This window comes from Methylobacterium sp. J-059, from assembly GCF_022829485.1.
Lineage (GTDB): Bacteria > Pseudomonadota > Alphaproteobacteria > Rhizobiales > Beijerinckiaceae > Methylobacterium.
Genome location: NZ_JAKSYA010000049.1, coordinates 1 through 17450 on the forward strand (window position 1 = coordinate 1; position 17450 = coordinate 17450).

Annotated in this window: 19 protein-coding genes and 1 pseudogene; 6 read left to right on the top strand and 14 right to left on the bottom strand. The window is 70.1% G+C overall.

Going from position 1 to position 17450, the window contains the following annotated elements; translation table 11 throughout:
- From MKK55_RS04775 to MKK55_RS04805, 7 genes and pseudogenes are all read right to left on the bottom strand, one after another.
- Positions 1-90 (bottom strand): annotated as a pseudogene (locus tag MKK55_RS04775) (IS5/IS1182 family transposase); the annotation flags it as partial.
- Between the two features lie 71 nt (positions 91-161).
- Positions 162-338 carry a ribosome modulation factor gene (locus MKK55_RS04780; protein WP_147729007.1) on the bottom strand — a complete coding sequence of 59 codons (177 nt, stop codon included), beginning with the start codon at positions 336-338 and terminating at the stop codon, positions 162-164.
- A gap of 43 nt (positions 339-381) precedes the next feature.
- Complete coding sequence (locus tag MKK55_RS04785; protein WP_243933553.1) at positions 382-1266, bottom strand: NAD(P)H-hydrate dehydratase; 885 nt, start codon at positions 1264-1266, stop codon at positions 382-384.
- Between the two features lie 40 nt (positions 1267-1306).
- Positions 1307-2062 (bottom strand): histidine phosphatase family protein, encoded by a 756-nt coding sequence (locus MKK55_RS04790; RefSeq protein ID WP_147841896.1) that lies wholly within the window; start codon positions 2060-2062, stop codon positions 1307-1309.
- A 194-nt stretch (positions 2063-2256) separates the two neighbouring features.
- On the bottom strand, positions 2257-2562 hold the full coding sequence (locus MKK55_RS04795; protein WP_243933554.1) for a hypothetical protein: 306 nt from the start codon (positions 2560-2562) through the stop codon (positions 2257-2259).
- A gap of 142 nt (positions 2563-2704) precedes the next feature.
- Positions 2705-2953, bottom strand: coding sequence for a hypothetical protein (locus MKK55_RS04800; RefSeq protein ID WP_147841898.1), 249 nt, complete (start codon positions 2951-2953; stop codon positions 2705-2707).
- 108 nt (positions 2954-3061) lie between these two features.
- On the bottom strand, positions 3062-3232 hold the full coding sequence (locus MKK55_RS04805; RefSeq protein WP_187274771.1) for a hypothetical protein: 171 nt from the start codon (positions 3230-3232) through the stop codon (positions 3062-3064).
- Positions 3233-3419: 187 nt separating this feature from the next.
- Here MKK55_RS04805 and MKK55_RS04810 point away from each other — a divergent pair, with 187 nt between their 5' ends.
- The 3 genes from MKK55_RS04810 (at position 3420) to MKK55_RS04820 (ending at position 5671) form a co-directional block, all read left to right on the top strand.
- Complete coding sequence (locus MKK55_RS04810; RefSeq protein ID WP_147729602.1) at positions 3420-3743, top strand: hypothetical protein; 324 nt, start codon at positions 3420-3422, stop codon at positions 3741-3743.
- Between the two features lie 238 nt (positions 3744-3981).
- Positions 3982-5382: an MFS transporter gene (locus MKK55_RS04815; protein WP_243933555.1), complete on the top strand. Its 1401-nt coding sequence runs from the start codon at positions 3982-3984 to the stop codon at positions 5380-5382.
- An 82-nt stretch (positions 5383-5464) separates the two neighbouring features.
- The gene (locus MKK55_RS04820) at positions 5465-5671 is read left to right on the top strand and encodes a hypothetical protein (protein ID WP_147727098.1); all 207 of its coding nucleotides are present in this window, start codon (positions 5465-5467) and stop codon (positions 5669-5671) included.
- A gap of 172 nt (positions 5672-5843) precedes the next feature.
- Here the strand turns inward: MKK55_RS04820 and MKK55_RS04825 are convergent, their stop codons facing one another.
- Both MKK55_RS04825 and MKK55_RS04830 read right to left on the bottom strand, forming a co-directional pair.
- Positions 5844-6422, bottom strand: a complete 579-nt coding sequence (locus MKK55_RS04825; protein WP_187275424.1) for a TetR/AcrR family transcriptional regulator — start codon at positions 6420-6422, stop codon at positions 5844-5846.
- Positions 6423-6477: 55 nt separating this feature from the next.
- Positions 6478-6969, bottom strand: coding sequence for a hypothetical protein (locus tag MKK55_RS04830; RefSeq protein ID WP_187274773.1), 492 nt, complete (start codon positions 6967-6969; stop codon positions 6478-6480).
- A 141-nt stretch (positions 6970-7110) separates the two neighbouring features.
- Here MKK55_RS04830 and MKK55_RS04835 point away from each other — a divergent pair, with 141 nt between their 5' ends.
- From MKK55_RS04835 to MKK55_RS04845, 3 genes are read left to right on the top strand one after another with little or no spacing between them, the layout of a single operon-like run.
- The gene (locus tag MKK55_RS04835; protein ID WP_147727100.1) at positions 7111-8112 is read left to right on the top strand and encodes an HlyD family secretion protein; all 1002 of its coding nucleotides are present in this window, start codon (positions 7111-7113) and stop codon (positions 8110-8112) included.
- On the top strand, positions 8109-9674 hold the full coding sequence (locus MKK55_RS04840; protein WP_147841903.1) for a DHA2 family efflux MFS transporter permease subunit: 1566 nt from the start codon (positions 8109-8111) through the stop codon (positions 9672-9674). Before MKK55_RS04835 ends, MKK55_RS04840 begins: the two co-directional genes overlap by 4 nt.
- A gap of 1 nt (position 9675) precedes the next feature.
- The gene (locus tag MKK55_RS04845; RefSeq protein WP_243933556.1) at positions 9676-11319 is read left to right on the top strand and encodes an efflux transporter outer membrane subunit; all 1644 of its coding nucleotides are present in this window, start codon (positions 9676-9678) and stop codon (positions 11317-11319) included.
- A gap of 34 nt (positions 11320-11353) precedes the next feature.
- Here the strand turns inward: MKK55_RS04845 and MKK55_RS04850 are convergent, their stop codons facing one another.
- The 5 genes from MKK55_RS04850 to gcvA all read right to left on the bottom strand — a co-directional run bounded on the left by MKK55_RS04850 (position 11354) and on the right by gcvA (position 17402).
- Positions 11354-12388, bottom strand: coding sequence for an HD-GYP domain-containing protein (locus MKK55_RS04850; RefSeq protein ID WP_243933557.1), 1035 nt, complete (start codon positions 12386-12388; stop codon positions 11354-11356).
- Positions 12389-12501: 113 nt separating this feature from the next.
- Positions 12502-13959, bottom strand: a complete 1458-nt coding sequence (locus MKK55_RS04855) for a methyl-accepting chemotaxis protein (protein WP_243933559.1) — start codon at positions 13957-13959, stop codon at positions 12502-12504.
- Between the two features lie 292 nt (positions 13960-14251).
- Positions 14252-15253 (bottom strand): AraC family transcriptional regulator, encoded by a 1002-nt coding sequence (locus MKK55_RS04860; RefSeq protein ID WP_147841906.1) that lies wholly within the window; start codon positions 15251-15253, stop codon positions 14252-14254.
- An 830-nt stretch (positions 15254-16083) separates the two neighbouring features.
- Positions 16084-16413 (bottom strand): hypothetical protein, encoded by a 330-nt coding sequence (locus MKK55_RS04865; RefSeq protein WP_147729600.1) that lies wholly within the window; start codon positions 16411-16413, stop codon positions 16084-16086.
- Positions 16414-16523: 110 nt separating this feature from the next.
- Positions 16524-17402, bottom strand: a complete 879-nt coding sequence (gene gcvA / locus MKK55_RS04870; protein WP_243933560.1) for a transcriptional regulator GcvA — start codon at positions 17400-17402, stop codon at positions 16524-16526.
- Between the last annotated feature and the right edge of the window lie 48 nt (positions 17403-17450).

The window sequence follows — 17450 nt, forward strand, 5'->3', positions numbered from 1 at the left end:
CCGTCGACCGCCTTTCGGACGGGGTCGGGGAGGCGGAAGCAGCGGGGCGATCTCGTCCCAGAGATCGTCGGGAAGAAGTGCGCGGGCCATGAAACACCAACGCACATCAACGCTCAGGGTGCCGTTCTGTTAGGCGCTCTAAGGCGATCCGTAAAGGCGCGTCACGCGGGACGATCGTCCAGCCTGTCGCCGCGGACCGCCGCGTCGTACCCGGCCAGCCATTGGTCGTGGGCCGCCATGCCCTCGGCATAGGGGCAGTCTTCGCGGCGGAGGTTCTTGCCCGGCGCGTAGAAGCCGAGCGCGTAGTGGTCCAGGTTGTCGTCCGGCGGCTCCGACATCGATGGTTCTCCCGTATGCGTGGGGCGGCGGCGGTGCCGCGGCTTAAGTCATCACCTCGGCGAGGATGCACGGCACCTCCGCCGGAAGCTCGCGGGCGAGGAAGCCGATTCCGCCGTAGCGGCGCGCCAGCCGGCGGCCCGCCTCGCCGTGGGCGTAGACGCTCCACAGGGCCGCGGCTTCGGGCTCGGTTCCGCGCGCGAGCAGGCCGACGATGAGGCCCGCCAGCGTGTCGCCCGATCCCGAGATCGCCAGCCCGACATGCCCCATCTCGTAGCACCAGGCGCGGCCGTCGGGGGAGACGACCTGCGTCCGGCCGCCCTTCATCACCGTGATCGTCCCGAAGCGCTCGGTGGCCCGGCGAGCCGCCGCCAGCGGGTCGGCCTCGACGGCCTCTCGGTCGATGTCCAGCAGCTTGGCCATCTCGCCGGCGTGCGGGGTGATGATCGCTGGCTTGGGCAGGCGGCGCGTCAGGTCCGGATCGGCGCGCAACGCGGCGAGCGCCCCGGCATCCAGGACGATGGCTGCCGTGTCCGCCCCGCGGACGAGCGCGGCGACCACGGCTTCCGTGTCCGCGTCCTCGCTCATCCCCGGCCCGCACAGGATCGCGTCGCTCGCGCCGGCCCGCTGCGCGAGATCGTCGGCGCAGGCGCGCCCGATGCTGCCGGCCTCGGTCTGTGCCAGGCCGATCACCAGGGCTTCCGGCACGGCGATCCCGATCGGGATCGCGAGGTCGCGGCAGACGCCGATCTGCAGCTTTCCCGCCCCGACGCGCATCGCCGCGTTGGCGCCGAGCAGGACGGCGCCCGGCAGCGCCGTGCAGCCCGCGACGATCAGGACGCAGCCGCGCCCATCCTTGCTGTCGCCGTCCGGATCGGGAGGGGCCATGCCGCGGAGCACGTGCTCGGTCAGCGGTGTGACGGCGCTCATGGCTTCCCTCCGGTCCTTGCCCCAAGGGTCTGACGGTCGCTCAGCTCTTGGTGTCGGGTTCGGAGGTAACGGTGGCGCCCTGTGCCTCAAGGGGTGCGACGAAGTTGTAGCGGATCAGGTCGAGGGCACCACCGGGTGTGGCGCGCGCCGAGGGGACGTACTCGGTGACCCCGCAATTGGCGATGTCGCCCTCGGCGTCGATCGCCAGGATCTCCCCCTCGGTCATGTTCTCCAGGAGGTAGCGCAGGCACAGGACGACCACCTGGTGGGCGACGAGGAGGATGCGCTGGCCTTCGTAGTGCAGGGCCATCGTGTCAAGCGCGCCGCGCAGGCGCAGGATGACGTCGCACCAGCTCTCGCCGCCGGGCGGCCGGTGGTAGAACTTGCCGAGGTCGCTGCGCAGCGCCGCCTGCTCCGGGTGCAGCTGCTCGATTCCGGCGCGCGTAAGCCGGTCGAGGATCCCGAACTCCTTCTCGCGCAGGCGCTCGTCGACGAGGAGCGGCGGGGTGTCCGCGGTTAGCGCACCGGCGGCGCGGATCCCCTCGGCGGTCTCGACCGCGCGGCGGTAGGGCGAGGCCAGGACGAGGTTCGGACGCTGGTCCTCGGGCAGGCTGGCGAACCAGCGGCCGAGCGCCTCGGCCTGCCGGTGGCCGAGCGGGCTCAGCGGCACGTCCACGTCGCGTTCGGGGATGTCGATCCGCGCCGCGCCCGAGGCCTGCGCCGCATCGCGGGCGACGTTGCCGGCGCTCTCGCCGTGGCGCACGATCCAGAGGTGAAGCGGCTGTCTGTGCGGCACGGGGATCTCCAGCGCGTCCACCGGTCCGGTCGGCGCAGGTCTCGTCAAACGGCGCCGTCGCGCGCGAGATACGGCGACGACGCGGGATCGCATCGCCCCGCCCTTGGGCGCGATGCCGGCAGGGTGGGCGAGCGCACGAAGAAGCCCGCCGCGGCGAACCGGGCGGGCTGAACGACGTGCCGTCGACGCGAAGCCTACTTCGCGGTCGGGGCGCTGCCGCTGTTGACGGTGCCGCCCGCGCTCGGGCCCGCGCCGTTGCCGGCGGCACCGGGAGCGACGGGCGCCATGGTGGCGCTCGGCGCGGTGGTGCCTGCGTTCGGGACGGTGCCGGTGGTGGTGGACGACCGGCCTGCGGCCGACCCCTCACTGATCGTGCCGCCGGCCGACGGCCCGGCGCCCGGGCTGCCGGGGCCGCCGTCGGAGGCTCCGCCCTGGGCGAAGGCGGCGGTGCCCATGGTCAGGACGAACGCGGACGCGAGCGTGATCGACTTGAAAGACAATGTGTTTCCTCCGGTGAATTACCAAACTCTGCTGAAGAACCAGCTTGCGCCGTCTCCGTTCCACACGAGAAAGCCGGCCTGGATCTCCCCGGCCGGGCCCCTCGATCGTCGGGCTTCGATCGGCGCGTCTTTAAAGGCGCCTTCAGCGCGTCCTGGCACCGAGCTTGGTGCTGATCGTCCGTCCGCCGCCACGGCGCATCATGTGGCGCCGCATGGTGTGGTGGCGCATCATCGAGCGGCGCGTCATCCGTACCTGCACGGTCGGGGCCTCGGGCTGAACGAGGCTCGGCGCGGGCGCCGGCGTCGCGGCGGAGACGGCGCCGGCCGACATCAGAACGGCGCCGAAGGCCGCGGCCGCGATCGCAGAGGCTGTGAAACGGGTCTTGGTCATCGGTGCCGGGTCCTTGCTGCCGCACCGAGTCGGTGCCACGGCGTGAAACCACGGCCACAATCCGATCGTTCCTCGCCTTCCGGTTGAGAAGGTGCCAGCCGACCCGCCTCAGCCGATCAGGAAGTGCACCAGGATCAGCGCCAGCGCCGCGCCGCCGATCGCGAGGCCCATCAGGACGACGCTGCTGAGCTGGTCGACGCCGTCCACGTCCTGGCCGATGCGATGCTCGACGCTGTTGGCGCCGTGGCCCGGCCTGTCGGGAAAGGTGGGTTGTGCCATGTCGATCTTCCTCGCGATCCGAAGGGGTGATGCGGGGGCAACGCGACATCGGACCGGTCGGTCCTCGACGTTCGGCAGGCGATGCAACATGCCGCGGGTCGCGAAATCCCGGGCGCAGCGCGCTCCGAGCCGATGTGAACCAAAGCCTTCGCACGCCGTTGCAAGTGCCAGCGACGGGAGTGGATCGATGAAGACGCTTTGCACGGTGATGGTGGTGGGCCTGACGATCGCCGGATCGGTCGCGCCGGCCTTGTCCCAGCCCTACGGCGGCCGGGACTACGGCTACGGCGAGCGCGAATCCGGGTATGGCGGCCGTGACGACCGCTACCGCGATCGCGACCGGGGCTACGACGACCGCGGCCGCGGCGGCGGCCGCTTCGGGTTCGACGAGGCCGAGTACCTTCGCTGCAACCCCGACGTTCGCCGCGCGGTGAGCCGCGGGCAGGTGGATTCGGGCGCGGCGCATTACCGGGTGTTCGGCCGGCGCGAAGGCCGGCGGTTGAGCTGCTGAGCCTCCGACGACGCGGTCGGCCGGCACGACGGCCGGGCGGAGGCGATCTCGCCAAGCCCGGCCGGAGAGCCGCGCAGGGTCGATGGCGGCCGCCGGTTCACCGACGGCTCGGTCGGCCCGATTGAGATATGCATCCGGAGCGTAGCAACACCGTGTGGTTGCGCTTGCCGGCGCACTTGCCAGCATCCCCGCCATGGCCGCATGCAGCACGCGTTGCCGCCGCGAGCCCCAGCCCACGATGTCCCCTCCGCCCGCACCGTCGAGCACGCCGACCCATCACGGCCTGCCTCCGGCCCAGCGCGGGCGGGCGATGGTGGCGGTGCTCACCGGCGTCGCGCTGGCGACGCTCGACACCGCCATCGCCAACACCGCCCTGCCGACCATCGCCGCCGATCTCGGGGTCGATCCCGGCGCCTCGGTGTGGATCGTCAACGCGTACCAGCTCGCGGTGGTGGCGACGCTGCTGCCGATCGCGGCGCTGGGCGAGATCGTCGGCCAGCAGCGGATCTACGTCGGCGGGCTGATCCTGTTCACCGGCGCCTCGCTCGTCTGCGCGCTGGCCTGGTCGCTGCCGACGCTCGTCGCGGCCCGCGTGCTCCAGGGCGTCGGCGCGAGCGCCCTGATGGCGGTCAACATCGCCCTCATCCGCTTCATCTATCCGGCCCACCAGCTCGGGCGCGGCGTCGGCCTCAACGCCTTCGTGGTCGGCATCGGCTTCGCGGTCGGCCCGACCGTCGCCTCGCTGATCCTCGTCGCGGCGCCGTGGCCGTGGCTCTTCGCCGTCAACGTGCCGATCGGGCTCGCCGCCCTGCTGCTGGCCTGGACCGCGCTGCCGGAGACCGGCCGCTCCGGCCACCGCTTCGACGGGGTCGGCTCGCTGCTCAACGCGTCCGCCTTCGCCCTGCTCGTGCTCGGCCTCGGCGAGGCCGCGCACGAGGGGCCGCTCTGGCGCATCCTGGCGGAGGCCGCCGGCTCGGTCGCCTGCTTCCTGCTGCTGCTGCGGCGGCAGGCAGGGCATCCTGCGCCGATGCTGGCCGCCGACCTCCTCCGGCGCCCGCTGTTCGCCCTCTCCGCCACGACCTCGGTGTGCTCGTTCGCGGCGCAGGGGCTCGCCTTCGTCTCGCTGCCCTTCCTGTTCCAGCACACGCTCGGGCGCACGCAGGTCGAGACCGGCTTCCTGATGACGCCGTGGCCCGTCGTGGTCGCGCTGATGGCTCCCCTGGCCGGGCGCCTCTCGGACCGCTACCCGCCGGGCCTGCTCGGCGGGATCGGGCTCGCCGGACTCGCCGTCGGCATGGGGCTGCTCGCCGCCCTGCCGGCGAGCCCGACCGTCCTCGACATCGGCTGGCGCATGGCGATCTGCGGCGCGGGCTTCGGCTTCTTCCAGGCGCCGAACCTGCGTGCCATCATGACGAGCGCGCCGCCGGCGCGATCGGGCGGGGCAAGCGGCATCGTCGCCACCTCCCGTCTCCTCGGCCAGACCATGGGCGCCGCGCTCGTCGCCGCCTGCTTCGCGATCGCGGATGCGCATGGGCCGGCGCTCGCCCTGGGGCTCGGCGGCGCCTTCGCCGCCGTCGCGAGCGTCGTCAGCTTCCTCCGGCTCGCCGTCGCCCCCGAGGACACGGCGAGACCGGCGTGAGGCTGCGGGGCCGGACCTCGGCGCCGCGTTAACGCTTCATCAACCACGCGCCGGCCACGGTGTCCCGAGGAGAGACACCGCCATGAAGCGACGCCCCAGCCGCGACTTCGATGCCCTGAGCCAGGCGCAGATCGCCGCCGGCCGGACCGACACCCGGCGCGTGGATGCCGGCCGCCTGATGCCCGCCTCGGCGCCGAAGCGGATGGCGGACCTCCTCGACGCGATCCAGCACGTGACCGAGGCGGCGACGGGGGAGCGCAGCTTCCTCCACGTCCGGCCGCGCCCGTGACGCCGGCGCGCTTCTCCGGCACCCGCGCTCGTCCGGCGACGGTCTTGCGATGATCACGCTGGGCTTCGTGGTGATGCTCGCGGCCGCCCTCGGCCCGGCGGCGATCCTCGTCGCCGCCCCGGCGCGCCGTCGGTTCCTGCGCTGAGCGCGGGGCCTACGAAGCCGGCCCACGTCACGCTGCGGGGCGCGCCGCCTGATACACGGCGAGGAAGATGCGGACGGCCTCGTCCACGTGCCGTTCCATGTCGGCGCGGCTGCCGTCGTCCTTGTGGGGGATGAACAGGCACACCGGAACCACCTTCCCGATGATCAACCCGATGAACATGGTCGCGGCGAGCAACGGGTCGTCGCCGATGAACGCGCCGTCGCGCCGGGCCGCCTCGAGGTAGTCGGTCAGGTGCCGCTGCGTGCGGCCCGGCGCCATCGCGTAGAACGCCTCGCCGAGGGCCGGGTTGCGCTGGACCTCGGCGACGATGATGCGGGCGAGCGCCGTCATCTCGGGCATGATCATCGCGCCGTAGAGGTTCGTGCCGAAGGCCCGGAGCACCGCCGGGAGCGGGCCCTTGCTCCCGAGATCGGTCTCGATCCGCTGCCTGAGATCGCGCGTCCGGTTGCTCACGACCTCGATGAACAGGTCGTCCTTCGAGCCGAAATGGCGATAGAGCGTCTCGGTCGAGGCCCCGGCCTCGTTCGCCACCATCTTCATCGTGGTGTCCGAGAACCCGTGCTGAAGGAACACGCGCTCCGCCACAGCGGCGATCTCCTCGCGACGGCGCGATCCGCGCGGCACACGAATCCGAGAGCCATCAGCCGAACCGTTCGTTTCGCTTGACATCACCATCCAGATTGAGGGTAGAAACGAAACGTTCGGTTCGGATAACTCGCCGCACCGTACGGACGATCGCCCACGCCGTCTCGCTGAACGTGCGGTGGGACGAAAGGTTTGCATTCATTCCATGCGTGACGTCGATGCAAGCACCTCGTCCGGCCTGTCCAGGCCGTCGCGGAGTCGACGCGACCTGCTCGACGTCGGCTCGCCGCCCCGGCAGGGCGGGCCAGCCCGCGATGCCGACGACCGCCGTCGCCCCGCCCGCGATGCGTTGCGCGTCGTCCGGGATCGGCCCCGCGACGGCAGGGACGAGGAGCCGTACGCGGACGAGCGGGATCACGGAGATCCCCGTCGCAGCCGCGACGCGCGCGACCACCGCTCCGAGGGCTGGCAGGCCCGCGAGCGGCAAGGCGACGACGATCGGCACGGCGACGACGATCGGCAAGACCACGATGGGCGAGACGACCATCGGCAGGACGACGATGATCGGAAGGGCGGCGACGCGAAGGACCGGGACGACCGCGGCGGCAAGAAATCGGACGGGGACGACCAGGGAACCGACGAGCGCGCGCGCAGGAAGCGGCGGCCTTGGGTCATCGGGATCGCCGTGGTGGTCCTGCTGCTGCTCGCCGGGGGCGGCGTGACCTACTGGCTCGCGACCCGCGGGACGATCAGCACCGACGACGCCTACACCGACGGCAACATCGTCACGATCGCGCCGCAGGTGGCCGGGCAGGTGATCGCGCTCGAGGTGACGGACAACCAGTTCGTGCACAAGGGCGACACGCTGTTCCGCATCGACCAGCGCCAGTTCGTCTACAGCCGCGAGCAGGCCCAGGGCCAGTTCGCCGCGAGCAACGCCCAGATCGCCAGCCAGCGGCTCGGCGTCGAGATCGCCAAGAAGAACTTCCCCGCGGCCCTCCAGCTCGCGCAGGCGAACCTCGACTCGGCCAAGGCCAACCTCGCCCTGCAGCAGGCCAACTACGACCGGCAGAGGAGCCTGCCCAAGCTGGCCACGACGCAGCAGGAGGTCGAGACCAACGCGTCCAACTACCAGCAGGCCAAGGCGCAGGTCGAGCAGGCCCAGGCCCGCCTCGTCCAGGCAATGCCGGTCCAGCAGAACATCGGCCAGTCCGAGCAGCAGGTCGACCAGATAAAGGGCCAGGCCGAGCAGGCCAGGGCGCAGGTCGAGCAGGCCAACCTGAACATCGAATGGAGCGTGGTGCGGGCGCCGCAGGACGGCTGGGTGACGAAGCGCAACGTCAACGCCGGCGACTACCTCACCGCCGGCCAGCAGGTCATGTCGCTGGTCACCACCGACGTCTGGGTGACGGCCAACTACAAGGAGACCGAGCTCGACGGCATGCGGACCGGGCAGCGGGTGCGGATCGCGATCGACGCCTATCCCGACCTCGACCTGCAGGGGCACGTCGAGTCGATCCAGCGCGGGTCGGGCTCGAAATTCTCCGCCTTCCCGGCCGAGAACGCCACCGGCAACTTCATCAAGATCGTCCAGCGCGTGCCGGTGAAGATCGTGATCGATTCCGGCCTGAGGAAGGAGGAGCCGCTGCCGCTCGGCATCAGCGTGGTGCCGACGGTGATGCTGAAGTGAGCGGGGCCTCGGACGGCTGGAAACCCGCTCACAACCCCTGGCTCATCGCGATCGCGGTGACGCTGGCGGCGTTCATGGAAGTGCTCGACACCACCATCGTCAACGTGGCCCTGCCCTACATCGCGGGCTCGCTCGCCGCCTCGAACGACGAGGCGACCTACACGCTCACCGCCTACCTCGTCGCCAACGGCATCGTGCTGACCATCGCCGGCTGGCTCTCCGACACGATCGGCCGGAAGCGCTACTTCCTGATCTGCATCGGCATGTTCACGGTGGCCTCGTTCCTGTGCGGGCTGTCGCAGAGCCTCGGGCAGATCATCCTGTTCCGCCTGATGCAGGGCTTCTTCGGCGGCGGCCTGCAGCCGAGCCAGCAGGCGATCATCCTGGACACCTTCCCGCCGGCCAAGCGCGGGGCGGCCTTCGGGGTCACGGCGGTGGCGACGGTGGTCGCGCCCGTCCTCGGGCCGACGCTCGGCGGCTACCTCGTCGAGCACGCGACCTGGCGCTGGATCTTCTTCATCAACGTGCCGGTCGGCATCGTCACGCTGTTCGTCAACGCCTACCTGGTCCAGGACCCGCCGGCCGCGGCCGAGAAGCGCGCGCGCGGGCTCGACTACGTCGGCCTGGCCCTGATCGTCGTCGGCATCGGCTGCATGCAGATCATGATTGACCGCGGCGAGGTCAACGCCTGGTTCAGCTCGTCCTTCATCCGGATCATGGCCGTCGTCGCCTTCCTCGGGATCTTCGGCGCCATCTGCTGGCTGCTGACGGCCAAGGCGCCTGTGGTCGACCTGATGGTGTTCCGGGACCGGAACTTCGCCGTCGGCTGCCTGCTCATCGGCGCGGTCGGCGCCCTGCTCTACGCGGGCTCGGTCCTGATCCCGCAATTCGCGCAGCAGGTGCTGGGCTACACCGCGCTCGATTCAGGCTTCATCCTGTCGCCGGGCGGCGTGGCGGTGATCGTGCTGATCCCGCTCGTCGGCCTGATGATGAAGGTCGTGCAGACCCGCTACCTGATCATGTTCGGGTTCGCCTTCATGGGCGCGGCGATGTTCTATTCGAGCCGGATCGCGCCCGACATCGACTTCCGGACCCTGGTCTGGATGCGCACGCTCCAGACGGCGGCGCTCGCCTTCCTGTTCGTGCCGATCTCCACCGTCGCCTACCTGACGCTGCCCCAGAAGTACCGCAGCGACGCGTCGGCGCTGTTCTCGATGTTCCGCAACGTGTTCGGCTCGGTCGGGATCTCGCTCTCGACCGCCGCGGTCACGGAGCGGACGCAGGCCGACCAGGCCCACCTCTCGACGTTTATGACGCCGCTGCGACAGGGCTACGCCACGCTGATCCAGGAGACCGAGCAGACGCTGCGCTCGCTCGGGCGTGCCGCCTCGGTGGTGCACCAGCAGGCCGTCGCGCAGACCTACCAGACCTACACGAAGCAGGCTCAGATCCTGGCCTACAGCAACGTGTACCAATACGTGGCGCTGCTGGCGTTCCTCGTCGTGCCGCTCTGCTTCCTGATATCGGCCCGGACCGCCAAGGCCGAGGGCGGAGGACACTGACATGACATCCCGCCGAATGTTCGAAGGCCGGTCCCGCGCGAAGGCCTCGGCTGCGCTGTCGGGCCGGGCCTCCCTCCTCGCGCTCGCCGCGATGCTCGGCCTGGCCGGCTGCACGGTCGGCCCCGACTTCTCCGTTCCGCCGACGCCGCTCGCCGACGCGAGCGACTACCTCGACACCGGCGTCCCGGCCCGGGCGGCACGGCGCCTGACGGCGCGCACCAGCCAGGCCGAGCCGGACATCGCCTGGTGGCAGGCCTTCCGCGATCCGATCCTGACCCGGCTCGAGGAGCGCGTGGCCGCGCAGAACCTCGACGTGAAGACCGCGACCGCGCGCCTGTTCGAGAGCCGGGCCCAGCTCACCACCGCGAACGCCGCGACGCTGCCGACGATCGGCGGCACCGGCAACGCCTACCGCATGCAGTACAGCCAGAACGGGACGATCGGCCTCCTGTCCGGCTCCCTCGGCGGCCTGACCGGCGGCGGGGCGGCGGGCGCCAACCCGACCGCACCGCTGACCAACGGGTTCGAGAGCTACACCCTCGGGCTCGACGCATCGTGGGAGCTCGATCTCTGGGGCCGGGTCCGCCGCTCGGTCGAGGCCGCGGAGGCTCAGGCCGACGCGTCCGCGGATCAGCGCCGCGACATCCTGGTCTCGAGCCAGTCCGACCTCGCCCGCAACTACGTGCAGCTGCGGGGCACCCAGGAGCAGATGCGGATCAACCTCGCCAACATCCGCGTCAACGAGCAGATCCTCGACGTGGTGCGGGTACGCCAGCAGAAGGGCCTCGTCACCGGCCTCGACATCGCCAGCGCGGCGCAGCAGGTCGAGGCGATCAAGGCGCAGCTGCCCGGGCTGCAACAGCAGGAGATCCAGCAGATCAACGCGATCTCGCTCCTGCTCGGCGAGGCGCCGCTCGCCCTGTCGCAGGAGCTGGTCACCGCCCGGGCGATCCCGCCGGTGCCGCCGCGGGTGCCGGTCGGCATCCCGTCGACCCTCGTCCTGCGCCGTCCCGATATCCGCGCCGCGGAAGCCAACCTGCACGCCGCCGTGGCCGAGATCGGGGTCGCCGAGGCGCAGTTCTTCCCGACCGTGACCTTGAGCGCCAGCCCGACCGGCAACGCGGTCGATCCCGGAAAGATCTTCCGGGTCTCGTCGCTGCAGTACATGAACGTCGGCCCGTCGATCTCGATTCCGCTCTTCGACGGCGGCCGGCTCAAGGCGAACCTCGTGCTCCAGCGCGCCCGGCAGCAGGAGGCGGCGATCGCCTACCAGAAGGCCGTGCTCCAGGGCTGGCACGACATCGTCAACGCGCTCGCCGCGTTGCGCGCCGACGAGGGCCGGCGGGCGCGCCTGTCCAGGCAGGTCGGCGATGCGCGCCAGGCGCTGTCGCTGTCGCGGTCGCGCTACGAGCAGGGCGTCGACACCTTCACCACGGTCCTGCAGGCGTCGCAGACCGTGCTCCAGGCGGAGGTCAACCTGGCTCAGGCCACCGCCGCGATCTCGACCGACTTCGTCTCCCTGTCGCGGGCGCTCGGCGGCGGGTGGGAGACGACGTTCCCGAGCGGCCGGACGCCGCCCCTGTCCCTGGCGAAGGTCGGCGTCCCGCTCGCCGACCTCGTCCACGACGCGCCCGCCGCACATTGAGCGGGCGCGCGCGACCGGGCGCGCGGCGTCGGCGTCAGAACGCGTTCGCGACCGGCCTGAAGGCGCGGACGAGGTCGGTGTCGAGCCGTCCGCCCATCCCGACCAGGATGTCGTAGGCCTTCGCGTTCGGCATCGGCGCGCGATAGGGGCGGCGCTCGATCAGCGCGCCGAAGATGTCGCAGATCGTGACGAGGCGGACGAGATCCGGGATCGCGCGGCCGGCGAGCCCGTCGGGATAGCCCGAGCCGTCGAGCATCTCGTGATGCGAGCGCACGACCGCGAGCAGGGTGTCGTCGAACCCGCGCCCCACCAGCATGGCGTATCCCAGCGCGGCGTGGGTGCGCATCACGGCCATCTCCCCGTCGTCGAGCCTGCCCGGCTTGTTCAGGATGGCGGGGTCGATCTCCATCTTGCCGACGTCGTGCAGCAGGGCCGCCTTGACGAGGTGATGGCGGTCGGCCGCTTTCAGGCCGAGGATGCCGCCGAAGGCCGCCGACAGCCCGGCCACGAGCATGCAGTGCCGGTGGGTGGCGTCGTCGAAGCGCCGGACGGCGCGCACCCAGGAGCGGATGTCGACCTCCTGCACCGCGCTCGCCACGAGCTTCGTTCCGGCCTCGATCTCGGCCGGCGTGACCGAGCGGCCGGGCACGAAGGTCTTGCGCAGGAACTGCTCGGCCATCTCGCCGTAGCGTTGCATCGCCGCCGGCATCGGCGCCGCCCGCTCCAGCAGGCCCGTCAGGGTATCGACCAAGGCACCCGCGCCGGCGGCGGCGCTCAGCAGGCTGGAGGCGCCCAGGAGGTCGGCGTACGCGCGCGTGCGGCCGCCGTCGTCGTGCAGCAGGCAGACGTAGGGCACGTGCTGGCCGCGAACCCGCTCGAGCACCTGGCGCAGGCGCTGAAGCGCCTCGGAGGTCAGCGCCTTCACGTCGCTGACGATCAGTCGCGGCGGCCCCGGATACGGCTCGTCGTCGTAGAGGTCGTAGATGGTCGAGCCCTCGAAGTTTCGCAGGTCGCGTGCCAGCCGTGCCGTGCGGGCCGGGTCGTCGCTGATCAGAAGAAGCTCGGCCATGACGGCGGTCCATGTTGGATTTTCGTTGTCGCGCTCAGCTTGGACAGATTACAGATAGACCTCCCCCATCATCTCGAGGTCTGGCGCCGGGAACGGCAGATCTATGCTCAAGATCATCCCAGCGCCCGCGACGCTTCGCGGACCTGCCGCGTCGCGTGATCCACCCGCTCGCTGGCCTGGGCGATCATGTCCATGCCCGACGCGATCACCGACACGCCGCGCGAGGCGGTCTGCATGTTGCCCGAGATCTCCTGCGTCACCGCGGACTGCTCCTCGACCGCCGCCGCGATCGCGTTCGACACGTCGTTGAGCGTCTGGATCGTGGTCTGGATCGAGGCGATCGCGTCGACGGCATCGCGGGTGGCGTTCTGCGTCGCGACGATCTGGCCCCGGATCTGATCCGTGGCCTTGCCGGTCTGCTCGGCCAGCGCCTTCACTTCGGCCGCCACCACGGCGAAGCCCTTGCCCGCCGCCCCGGCGCGCGCCGCCTCGATCGTGGCGTTCAGCGCGAGCAGGTTGGTCTGGGCGGCGATGCCCTGGATCAGGGCGACGACGTCGCCGATCTGGGCGGCCTGGCTGCTCAGGCCGGCGACGATGTTGCCCGTGCGCTCGGTCTGATGGACGGCCTGGCCGGCGATCTGAGCGGCGTGGCTGACCTGCTGGCTGATCTCGCCGACCGAGGCCGAGAGCTCCTCCGCGCCCGAGGCCACGCTCTGGATGTCGCCGGAAACGCGCGCCACCGTGGTGGCCGCCTCCGAGGTCTGGCGCATGACGTCCTCGGTCGCCGCGCCGATCGCATCGAGATCCGTGCCGATCGCCCGCTGCGCTTCGACGCGGCGCTGCCGCTCGCGCACCTGCTCGGTGATGTCGGTCGCGAACTTGACGACCTTGACCGTGCGCCCCTCCGCATCGGTGACGGGGTTGTAGGTCGCCTGGATCCAGACCTCGCGTCCGCCCTTGCCGATCCGAAGGTACTCGGCGGACTGGTATTCCCCGCGGGCGAGCGCCTTCCAGAACTCCTGGTAGGCGGCCGTGGCGCGATCCGCCTCGGTGACGAACATGCTGTGGTGCTGGCCCTTCACCTCGTCGAGCCGGTAGCCGACGGCATCGAGGAAGTTCGCGTTGGCGGTGAGGATCGTGCCGTCGGGCTCGAAGGCGATCACGGCCTGCGACCGGTGCAGGGCGGCGATCTGGCCCTCGAGCTCCAGCGCTTCCTGCTTGTGGGCGGTGACGTCGGTCGCGAACTTCACGATCCTGATGGTCTTGCCGGCGCGGTCGAGCACGGGGTTGTAGGAGGCCTGGACCCAGACCTCGCGGCCTCCCTTGGCGATGCGCCTGAAGGCGGCCTGTTGCGACTTGCCCTGCGCCAGATCCGCCCAGAACTGCCGATACGCCTCGCTGGTCGCGTATGACGGCGGGCCCTGGATCTCGTCGAGGCCGTATCCCATCACCGCGAGGAAGTTGGCGTTGGCGGTGAGGATCTTGCCGCCGGGGTCGAACTCGATCACGGCCTGCGATTTGTCCAGCAGATCCGCCGCGATCGAGGCGCGATGATTTCGAAATGTCAACATGCCGTCCCCCCGTCCAATCATCGGCTTCCCAGCGTGCTCGTCCTTCGAGGCGAGAATTCGTACAGGCAGGCGATGAATTCCAGGCACAACCTAGACTATAAATAGTTAAGACCGGCTTATACTCCCGTCAGAATTGGCATCGACATGCCGATCCGCCGACGAGATCACGTTTGTGATACTGCGCATCGCAAAATTGATACTTTTCGCGACTTCCCATACCTCTGGTTGAACATTGGGTGATCCTGGGTTCCACCGCGGCATCCCCGCCTCGTCCGCGACGGGATGTCGGTGGTCAGGGGCGACCGGATGCTTCGCGACGGGTCTGGGTCGGTGCACACCCGTACATGCGGCGATAGCGCTGCCCGAAATCGCTCATGTGGACGAAGCCCCACCGTCTTGCGATGTCTCCGACGGAGAGATTCATGTTCGAAGTCGCGACGAGATCTTCGTGGACGCGCATCAGGCGCTGCTGGATGATGTATTGGAACGGCGTCTGGTCGACCGACCGGCGGAAGTTGTCCTGCAACCCGCGGACGCTCAGCCCGGCGGCCGCGGCGATGTCGCTCAACGCCAGGGGCGTGGCGAGATACGTCTGAATATAGTCCTTCGCGAGGCTCAGGCGCGACGGCCGGGCCTGCCGCCGGACGTCGGCGATCGCCTCCGCCCGCCTCGGCCAGGCCGAAAGCAGTTGATACCCCAGGATCTCCTGCATCAGCGCCAGGGTGTGATCGCCCGAAGGCTCGACCTCGAGGCATCGGCGATAGATCTGCCGCATCGCGCAGTACAAGGCTCTGATGCCGGGCGCCCCCATGTCGGCGCCCCGGGCGAAGGGCGGGAAACCGGTCGCTTCGCCGCCGGTCAGAGCCGCGTTGATGGTCGTCAACGCCTGTTTCGAGATCGAGCAGCCGAACAGGTGGAACCCGTCCGACGATTGCGCATCGCTCAGATCCTGATGATCGGCGAGGATCGCGGTCGTCGGCGCCCCCATGGCACGACCATCCTGGAAAACGTAGTTCGTATGCCCGCCCAACGTGAAGTTGATCGTCACGATGTCGTAAGCGGATTTCGGCCTTCTGCTGTAGGGGCCGACGGACCTCACGTCCCAGAAACTGAGCAGATCGCTCTGGCTGCCGACGAGCTCGATCTTGATCTCGGACGACCGCCCGATCTCGAACTGCACCGGGACCATGTCCCGATCGTTGAAATCCCGGACGTTCGTCGCGGAGCCGATCGACTCGGCTATGCGTCCCCTGGGTCGCCAGATCCCCGACCTCGAATTCGCCTTGCCCTTCATCGTGCCCTGTTCTTGCCCTGGCCTATCTCCCGACCGCACCGACGATCATTCCGCGAAGGACGTGAGGATCGGGATCTCCGAGCTGCGATCTCTTCGGCTGCATGCAACGCCCGTCGAAAGACCTGCGACGGCCCCCGTCGCGAGGCGCTTCGAGGACACGGATCGCGCCGATCCAAGATCCCCGACGTTTCGATCCGCGACCCTCGGCGTATCCGCGCGAGGGGATGCCGGACGTTACTGAATCGTGCCACATCTCATGAAACAATCGTAAGTTGGTTGTAGCTTCCGACTTTTCTACCGCTGCAACGATCGACTTTTATCTATGCAAAAGGAGCTATCTGTTTTGCCCGAATCCCGCGACGATGGCAGGCATCACTTTTCCGCGATCGTCGGACCCGACGAATATCGCCGACGATCGTCCGAATAGTTTCGTGATGCGGCACTCAGAATAGCAGTATATTCTGAGACAGAATTTCGATTTATCAAATATAGATAATACAGAAAAGTGTTTCAAGGCGATTGTCTCTGCTGAGATCGTCCGTGACGCGCACTTCCGCAGGTCGGGGGGACGTCATCGGCGAGACGCGATGTTCCGTCGGCGCGCTGCTGCTGAATGGGGGCGCTCGTTCGCCGCGCGATGGACCCGGCCGGGGCTTGAGGGCCGGCGGCGCCGCGCGCTGCGGCGATCGTGCCGGCTGTGCCGGGTCGCGATACGCCGGCGGGAAGCCGCTTCGTCGGCGGCGTCGGCCGTGATCGGGACCGCACGCAACGTGGCCGTCGGCATCCTCGCCGACGCCGATCCGGAGGCGCCGCGGCCGGTCCGGAACCGGTCAGGCGCCGGAGGTCGCCGCGCCGCCGTCCCGCATCGCCTCGGCGACGCTCTCGAAGGCGGCCACCACCGCCTGCGCATTCGCCTGGCGGATGGCGTCGAGGTCGGGGCCGCCGGCGCCGGGGATCTCGATGTCCGACATCTCGGCGCTGAGGCTGCGCCCGAGCGCGCGCACCCGGTCCGGCGGCAGGCCGCTCTGCTCGAACACCAGCACCGCGACCGTCTGGACGAGCACCCGCAGGGCGGAGGCTTCCGCGAGCCGCTCGACTGCTTCCTGATTGATCGCCATCGCCACCCCGCCGCCCGGCTCCGCCCCCGGAGGCCGGCTCATCGTCGTCGCCCCGCCATGCCCGAGGCCGCGTCCGGATGGCAACCGCTAATGCGCGTCGTCGGTATCCAGCGTCAGTCCGGTTGCATGCGGCGGGCTTCCGTCGGCGAGGCTCAGGCGGCCTTCGAAAGCCAGTCGCAGAAGGCGCGCACGGCCGGGTCCTCGGCGCGGGCCTCCGGGACGTAGGCGTAGTAGCTGCGCGCCGGCAGCGCCGGGCCGTCGAACGGCAGCGTCAGCCGGCCGGCCGCCACGTCGTCGGCGATCAACCGCTCCGGCCCCATCGCCACGCCCAGCCCGTCGAGGGCGGCTTGCAGCGTGAGGTAGAAGTGCTCCAGCGTCACCGAGCGCGCCGGGCCGAGGTTCGGCACGCCGGCGGCCTGCAGCCAGTGCGGCCACACCTCGGGCAGCGTCGCCGCGTGCAGCAGCGTGTGGCGCTCCAGGTCCGCCGGCGTGCGGAGCGGCAGGCGCTGCAGCAGCGCCGGGCTGCAGACGGGGATGCGCCGCTCGGTCAGGAAACGCTGACGGACATAGCCGGGGCACGTGTCCGGCCCGCCGCGGATCGCGACGTCGAACGGCTCGACGATGTGGGCGAGCGGCACGTTCGAGGTGGTCAGCCGGACCTCGATCGCCGGGTTGCCGCGCTGGAAGGCCGAGAGGCGCGGGATCAGCCAGCGCAGCGTGAAGGTCGCGAGCGCGTTCACATGCAGCACGCGCGCCTGCCCCCGCTCCATCTGCCGCGCGGTCGCGAGCGCGACGCGGTCGAGGGCGGCCCCGATCTCGGCGAGGTAGCCCCGCCCGGCTTCCGTCAGGACGACGCGACGGTTGTGGCGCTCGAACAGCGGCGTCCCGAGCCAGGCCTCGAGCGCCTGGACGTGCCGGCTCACGGCACCGTGCGTCACGCCGAGTTCCGACGCGGCCAGCGTGAAGCTCTGGTGCCGGCCGGCGGCCTCGAAGGCCTTGAGCGCGTTGAGCGGCGGCAGTCGGCGATGCATGCGCGTCAGCTTTCCTCACACGCACGTCAACATAAGGCGTTTGTCAGC

Coding starts and splice junctions, on each gene's coding strand:
- MKK55_RS04815 (WP_243933555.1), top strand. CDS start 3,982: ATGTCCCCTCCGCCCGCACCGTCGAGCACGCCGACCCATCACGGCCTG.
- MKK55_RS04820 (WP_147727098.1), top strand. CDS start 5,465: ATGAAGCGACGCCCCAGCCGCGACTTCGATGCCCTGAGCCAGGCGCAG.
- MKK55_RS04865 (WP_147729600.1), bottom strand. CDS start 16,413: ATGAGCCGGCCTCCGGGGGCGGAGCCGGGCGGCGGGGTGGCGATGGCG.
- MKK55_RS04805 (WP_187274771.1), bottom strand. CDS start 3,232: ATGGCACAACCCACCTTTCCCGACAGGCCGGGCCACGGCGCCAACAGC.
- MKK55_RS04800 (WP_147841898.1), bottom strand. CDS start 2,953: ATGACCAAGACCCGTTTCACAGCCTCTGCGATCGCGGCCGCGGCCTTC.
- MKK55_RS04850 (WP_243933557.1), bottom strand. CDS start 12,388: ATGGCCGAGCTTCTTCTGATCAGCGACGACCCGGCCCGCACGGCACGG.
- MKK55_RS04855 (WP_243933559.1), bottom strand. CDS start 13,959: ATGTTGACATTTCGAAATCATCGCGCCTCGATCGCGGCGGATCTGCTG.
- MKK55_RS04830 (WP_187274773.1), bottom strand. CDS start 6,969: ATGGTCGTCTCGCCCATCGTGGTCTTGCCGATCGTCGTCGCCGTGCCG.
- MKK55_RS04785 (WP_243933553.1), bottom strand. CDS start 1,266: ATGAGCGCCGTCACACCGCTGACCGAGCACGTGCTCCGCGGCATGGCC.
- MKK55_RS04860 (WP_147841906.1), bottom strand. CDS start 15,253: ATGAAGGGCAAGGCGAATTCGAGGTCGGGGATCTGGCGACCCAGGGGA.
- MKK55_RS04845 (WP_243933556.1), top strand. CDS start 9,676: ATGACATCCCGCCGAATGTTCGAAGGCCGGTCCCGCGCGAAGGCCTCG.
- MKK55_RS04780 (WP_147729007.1), bottom strand. CDS start 338: ATGTCGGAGCCGCCGGACGACAACCTGGACCACTACGCGCTCGGCTTC.
- gcvA (WP_243933560.1), bottom strand. CDS start 17,402: ATGCATCGCCGACTGCCGCCGCTCAACGCGCTCAAGGCCTTCGAGGCC.
- MKK55_RS04810 (WP_147729602.1), top strand. CDS start 3,420: ATGAAGACGCTTTGCACGGTGATGGTGGTGGGCCTGACGATCGCCGGA.